Source organism: Neorhizobium sp. BETTINA12A, from assembly GCF_023006485.1.
Lineage (GTDB): Bacteria > Pseudomonadota > Alphaproteobacteria > Rhizobiales > Rhizobiaceae > Neorhizobium.
In genome coordinates this window covers 1-5,321 of sequence record NZ_JALBGW010000236.1, presented here as the reverse complement: position 1 = coordinate 5,321, position 5,321 = coordinate 1, and the positions used below count along the sequence as shown (strand labels likewise).

The window sequence follows — 5,321 nt, the reverse complement described above, 5'->3', positions numbered from 1 at the left end:
ATCGCACTTGGCGCCAGTTCCCGCACCGTGCAGCGGGCGCTGGACCAGCTTTTGGCAGCCGGCAAGGTGCAGTGGTTCGGCCAGGGGCGGGCGCGTCGGTGGATGGCTCCGTCCGTGCCGGGCTTCCCGACAATCTTGTTACTCCCCAGCCCGCTGCCGAACGATTAGGATGGGCCCATGAAAAAATCTCAAGCCGAAATAATCCGAGAATACGGCCCCTTCCCTGGGATAAATAACGTACATGGCGTCACCTTCGATGGCCGGCACGTCTGGTTTGCCTCGGGAGACAAGCTGAACGCCTTCGATCCGGCGAGCGGCGAGACGGTGCGTTCGATCGATGTCGCCGCGCATGCGGGGACTGCCTTCGACGGCAAACACCTGTTTCAGATCGCCGAAGACCGTATCCACAAGATCGATCCGAAAACAGGCACCATCCTCGCGACGATTCCCGCACCTGGAAATGGTGGCGATTCCGGTCTCGCCTGGGCCGAAGGAACGCTCTGGGTCGGCGAATATCGAGGCCGGAAAATCCATCAGGTCGATCCCGATACGGGCAGGATCCTCCGCACCATCGAATCCAACCGCGTCGTCACCGGCGTGACCTGGGTCGACGGCGAACTCTGGCACGGCGTCTGGGAAGGCGACGAGGGCGAGGTGAGACGCATCGATCCCCAAACGGGAGAGCCATTGGAAATGCTCGAAATGCCACCCGGGCTCGGTGTGTCGGGCCTCGAATCCGATGGCGCCGATCAATTCTTCTGCGGCGGCGGAAGCAGCGGCAACGTCCGCGTCGTACGGCGCCCCAGATAGGGACTTGCGGCCGCCTCGAAAGAGAGATTTTCACCCCGCCCAGCGAGATCGGCGGATGCCCTCTACGAACGTGGGCTATTCATGCCTATGTTGCGATAATGTTTGGAATTTGGGGATTAATCTGTTCCTGCTCCATGAGCTTCGCCTCTGGCTGGGCAAGATAGTCCACAAGGTCGGAAATCATCGAGCCCGCTGCCTCTCCACGGCGCAACTTCCGAGGCAGCCGCTCGCACAGGCGCAATCCCATCACGTTGTGCCGGCCGACGCAGCCAACGACATCTCGTGCAAGATTGGCGACGAGATCGTCGACACAAGTGCGACGAGATCGGCCTGACGTGAGGTGGAGGTCTTTGCATAGATCCGGCTGAGATGGGTTTTTAGCGTATTCCCGCTGATGGCAAGCGCGGCGGCACATTGCGCTGAACTCAATCCTCTGCCGATCTGCAGGACGACGCGCGCCTCCGCCGGCGTCAGATCGTAGAGGGCGATCAGCACGTCTTCAGGCGGCGGCGAAGCGGAGATGGTGGTCGATATGAACACGGCGGCGCACGCAGGCCTGAAGGCCGCTCGTGCAGTGCCTTCGCTGAGCGGCAGGACGTAAGCGACCGCCGGAGACTGTCCCGGGGCAGAAATTGGCAGACCGATACCGCGCGAACCCAGAAAGGCGTCCGCATGCGCCGCGGCCGCTATCGCGTCCAGCAATGCGCGTGAAACCATAGGGGTGTGAGCCTGAAGGACGCCGCTTCGCGAGCGCAGAAGTTTGTTCTCGTCGAGCATTTTTACCGCATGGGCATTGGCATGAAGAATCGCACCATCTGCTCCGGCGAGAATGACGGGAACAGCGAGGCTGTCGAGCACGCCGCGATATATGCCGGCGGTGACGCGCGTGTGGTCCAGGAGATCGCCGATCAGCGAAGCGCGCCGCAGGTGGGGTGAAAGCAAAGCCAGAAAGCGCTGTTCTTCATCACTGATCGGCGGCCGATTCGCCCAGGTCGTGGTACTGAATAGTCCGATCCGATCCGCCGTATGGACGAATTTCGTCGTGCACGCCTCCCGCAAACCTTGAGGTTTTGCCCATTCCTGAAAGAACGCGGATTGCTCCAGTTCCCCTTCACTGATGATAGACAATGTCCGCTGGGGTAGATCGATGTCGCCGATGACCGCGGCCCTTAGGCCAGGTATCGCGTCAAGCTCATAGTCCTGTAGCGCTCTCAACTGCTCGGCATCCCAGGGAGACTGCGCCGCAAATCGACCTCGACTGTCCCTGACGCTGGTCAGGGCAATCGTCGTGTAGGCAGCGTCGATGGTACTCGTGATGCGGGTCATGACGCCTGTCCAGCCTTCCGGACTCAAGGCGCAATCATAGATATCGCCGATGATCGACGACAATATTTCGTCACTCAGTCTGCTCATGCCGCCCCCTGCGCAATCGCGTCGTGTTCACCTCTGCCGGCCGGACATTGGCAGGAATACCGGGAAATATGCAATCGGAAGCTTTAGCGCAGCTAACTGGCCGGAAGACACAGCAACATCATACTTGCGGGTGACGACGATGCCGGGAACGTAGTTTAGAGGGCTTGGTCAAGGCGCGACGCGCACTCTCCAGCTTCGATTTTGAGACCCGTCCATGGATACCCGAATCCACCAGCAGCCGCGCCTTGTCGTCGTTGACGACGGAGCAAACCCATGGCGACGACGCGCGAAAGCCGTTGCCGCATTCCTCCTGATCGTGTGGTCGAGATGATCGGACCATGTGCATTTACCAAACTGGTTGCCTTGGCCCTCATCTGTTGCGCCGCCGTTGCAAGCTCTTCGTTGCCGGCTGCGGCAACGGTGTCACTGCCGGAGCGGATCGAGAAAACCGACGTGGTGGGAACCGCCTTCCGGCTTACCTTTTCGAGCGGCAGAGTTCTTCAGGGCAAAGAATTGATCGGCGCTACCCTGTCGCTGCTCCTGTCCGGCGACCCTGTTGCCCATCGTGTCCGCATCGATGACATCGTGACCGACGGTCGCGATCCCGAGGGCGAGGTGTTGCTGCACAAGGTCACCATTGTCGACGGCGCGACACCGGCGGAGCTCTGCGAAGCTGATCCCGATGGAAATCGCTGGATGTTTCCGCTCAGGGGGCAGTGGAACGGAGAGGGAAAAATGACTTCGCGATCCGGCTTCACCCTTACATGTTCGGCCGGAGCCCAGGGGAAATGCGTCCGCTTCGGTTATAAGCCCTGGAAAACCCTGTCAGACGGTATGGATCTGGCGGAGTACCACCGCGCCTGCGTCAATATGGTCCGTGCCGACTATTGCGGCGACCACGCCACGACCCGAACCGGCATGAAGATCGACATTTACGACGACCGCGGCATCCAGCGCGAGGCCGAGAGTTCCGGCAGCGATGAGTTGAGCTTTGAAGCGGCATGGAGTTCCACGGGAGCCGTCTGCGTAGCGCATACCCGGGTCCCCGAAAGGATGACGCTCGACGGCCTCAGCCGCTCCTGCCCTCGCCTCGCCGACCGCCTCGGCACGACGCCTTGCACACTACAGAATGCCGAAGCCGGGCTGTTCGGTAAGGCGTTGCTTTTCAACCGCTCCCGCTAGCCGAAAACCGTTTCCTGTCCTTGAAAATTTTGAAGCGCAGGAATTTCGAAACCGCTGGATTGTCCTCGGTTCCCTTCAGTCAAAAGGAAATGATCATGAAAATCCGCCAACTCGCGCTTATCGCGCTTCTCACTGCCGCCGCAATTCCTGCATCCGCGGAAACCGTGAGCAATGCCATCACCGCAAACGCAATAACGGCCAACGCCATCACTTCCAACGCCATCACCTCCAACGCCATCACTTCGAATGCCATCACCTCGAATACCAATTCCTCCAACATGAATGTTGGTTCGGCCGAGGGTATCGAGACCGGTGCCGGCCGCGTCGATGACGTCGTTGGTGTAGAATTGCCGAACGGCAAGACCATCACGAAATGAACTCGGAACGGGCGAGCGTTGTTCGCCCGTTCTCTCCGAGGCCCAATAAAGTTATTGCTCAAGATCGGCTCCAATTACACTTCCTGGCGATCTCACTGTGAGAGTTTCAGACGGTCTGGCGCAGTTCTGCGATCGAAAGCAGCGTCACGTCCTCAGGAAGCGCAGGAGCGCCGACATGAAGGCCGCCCGTCCGGCTCTGTCGCGGTCGAGATGCACGAAGTGCGTGGCATTCGGAATGGTGACAAGTTGCGCATTGGGCGCTTCCCTGGCGATGGTTTCGGCATCTGCTGATCTGCTCCAGAAATCCAACTGGGACCGGATCACCAGCACAGGCATCGACAGCGCTGACGCGTCCCATTGCCGGCGATCGAGCGCGAGTTCGAAACTATCGGCCATTGCACCGCTCGGAGCCCGAAAGCTCGGCGGATTGCGCGCCGACGTCGTTGGGTCCGAAGCGAGCGCGGCATCGCCATAGGCCTTTGCCAGCGACGGGTCCCGCCACTGCGACTTGTCTGCGGCGGGAATGCTCTTGTCCCAGGCGGTAAACAGGCTCTCCCGGGTGTTCAGACGGTAAGCACCGAAAGCAGCCGTATCGAAGGTTCCAGGACTTTCCTTGTCGTCAAGCGGCGAACCGCGTCCCAGTGTCGGATGCTCGTCGGACCCTCCGTAGAGCGTGTTGTAGAGAATGGCACGCTCGACCTTTTTCGGGTTTTCGCTCGCATAGGCGCCGACCCAGTGGCCGCCTGTGGCCCAGCCGACCAACGACACCCGATCATCGCCACTCCATCCGGATATGGCATCCACCGCGGCACCGATATCGGCAACGGCATCGGCCGTGCGGGCAAGCGGCGCGCCGCCTTCCGGCGGCCCATCCATACCCGGCGGCCGGCTCGATGCGCCATACCCCCTGAGGTCGAGAATGTAGATCTTGTGGCCTTCCGCTGCGAGATCGGCAGCGAGCGATCCGCCTTCGACCGGCAGATCGAAGGAGGCGGGCCCGGGAACGCGCGCGCCATGCACAAGCAGTACCGCTGATCTCCCGGGAACTTCCACTCGGCGCTTGACCTCCCGGACGAGCAGCCGCTCGCCGCCGGCAAGCTCGACGAAGCGATCGGTGCGCTCTATGTCCGCCGAAGCGGCAGTGCCGATAATCCCGGCAAGGGCAAGGGTGACGATCACGTCAGATGAGAACATGATGTTCATGGCTGAATTCCTTCCATTTTATTTCACGCCCATATTTGGACGAGACTGATCCGGAATCGATGACGCGCATGAGGCTTTTTGATATTATCGCGATATGGAACTCCGGCACATCAGACATTTCCTCGCCGTCGCGGAAGAGCTGCATATGGGCCGCGCCGCCGGGCGGCTGGGCATGGCGCAACCGCCGCTCAGCCAATCGATTGCCCGGCTGGAGAAGGAACTCGCCGTCAAGCTCTTCCTACGCATCAACCGAAGGCTAATTCTTTCCGACGCCGGCCGGGTTTTTCTCGACGATGCGCGCGCGGCACTGCGGCATGCGGACGCCGCCATGGCGCT

The 5,321-nt window shown here is 60.8% G+C and carries 6 protein-coding genes and 1 pseudogene; 5 read left to right on the top strand and 2 right to left on the bottom strand.

The window, feature by feature from the left end; all coding sequences use genetic code 11:
• A pseudogene (locus tag MOV61_RS28030) lies at window positions 1-168 on the top strand (helix-turn-helix domain-containing protein); the annotation flags it as partial.
• Between the two features lie 9 nt (window positions 169-177).
• Window positions 178-810, top strand: coding sequence for a PQQ-binding-like beta-propeller repeat protein (locus MOV61_RS28025; RefSeq protein ID WP_247138936.1), 633 nt, complete (start codon window positions 178-180; stop codon window positions 808-810).
• Between the two features lie 246 nt (window positions 811-1,056).
• Here the strand turns inward: MOV61_RS28025 and MOV61_RS28020 are convergent, their stop codons facing one another.
• The gene (locus MOV61_RS28020) at window positions 1,057-2,223 is read right to left on the bottom strand and encodes a LuxR C-terminal-related transcriptional regulator (protein ID WP_247138935.1); all 1,167 of its coding nucleotides are present in this window, start codon (window positions 2,221-2,223) and stop codon (window positions 1,057-1,059) included.
• 273 nt (window positions 2,224-2,496) lie between these two features.
• Between MOV61_RS28020 and MOV61_RS28015 the strand changes: the two genes are divergently transcribed.
• The gene (locus MOV61_RS28015; RefSeq protein ID WP_247138934.1) at window positions 2,497-3,405 is read left to right on the top strand and encodes an ADYC domain-containing protein; all 909 of its coding nucleotides are present in this window, start codon (window positions 2,497-2,499) and stop codon (window positions 3,403-3,405) included.
• Window positions 3,406-3,500: 95 nt separating this feature from the next.
• Window positions 3,501-3,782 (top strand): hypothetical protein, encoded by a 282-nt coding sequence (locus MOV61_RS28010; RefSeq protein ID WP_247138932.1) that lies wholly within the window; start codon window positions 3,501-3,503, stop codon window positions 3,780-3,782.
• A 144-nt stretch (window positions 3,783-3,926) separates the two neighbouring features.
• On the opposite strand, the gene MOV61_RS28005 is transcribed toward MOV61_RS28010, so the two are convergent.
• A complete protein-coding gene (locus MOV61_RS28005) occupies window positions 3,927-4,985 on the bottom strand; it encodes an alpha/beta fold hydrolase (protein ID WP_247138931.1) in 1,059 nt (352 codons plus the stop codon).
• Window positions 4,986-5,079: 94 nt separating this feature from the next.
• On the opposite strand from MOV61_RS28005, the gene MOV61_RS28000 reads away from it, so the two are divergent.
• Window positions 5,080-5,321: LysR family transcriptional regulator (locus MOV61_RS28000; RefSeq protein ID WP_247138930.1), on the top strand; the 242-nt coding region annotated here is incomplete at its 3' end.

Bases quoted from the DNA above. Each gene is read 5' to 3' on its own strand.
- MOV61_RS28020 (WP_247138935.1), bottom strand. From the start codon at position 2,223: ATGAGCAGACTGAGTGACGAAATATTGTCGTCGATCATCGGCGATATC.
- MOV61_RS28005 (WP_247138931.1), bottom strand. From the start codon at position 4,985: ATGAACATCATGTTCTCATCTGACGTGATCGTCACCCTTGCCCTTGCC.
- MOV61_RS28025 (WP_247138936.1), top strand. From the start codon at position 178: ATGAAAAAATCTCAAGCCGAAATAATCCGAGAATACGGCCCCTTCCCT.
- MOV61_RS28010 (WP_247138932.1), top strand. From the start codon at position 3,501: ATGAAAATCCGCCAACTCGCGCTTATCGCGCTTCTCACTGCCGCCGCA.
- MOV61_RS28015 (WP_247138934.1), top strand. From the start codon at position 2,497: ATGGCGACGACGCGCGAAAGCCGTTGCCGCATTCCTCCTGATCGTGTG.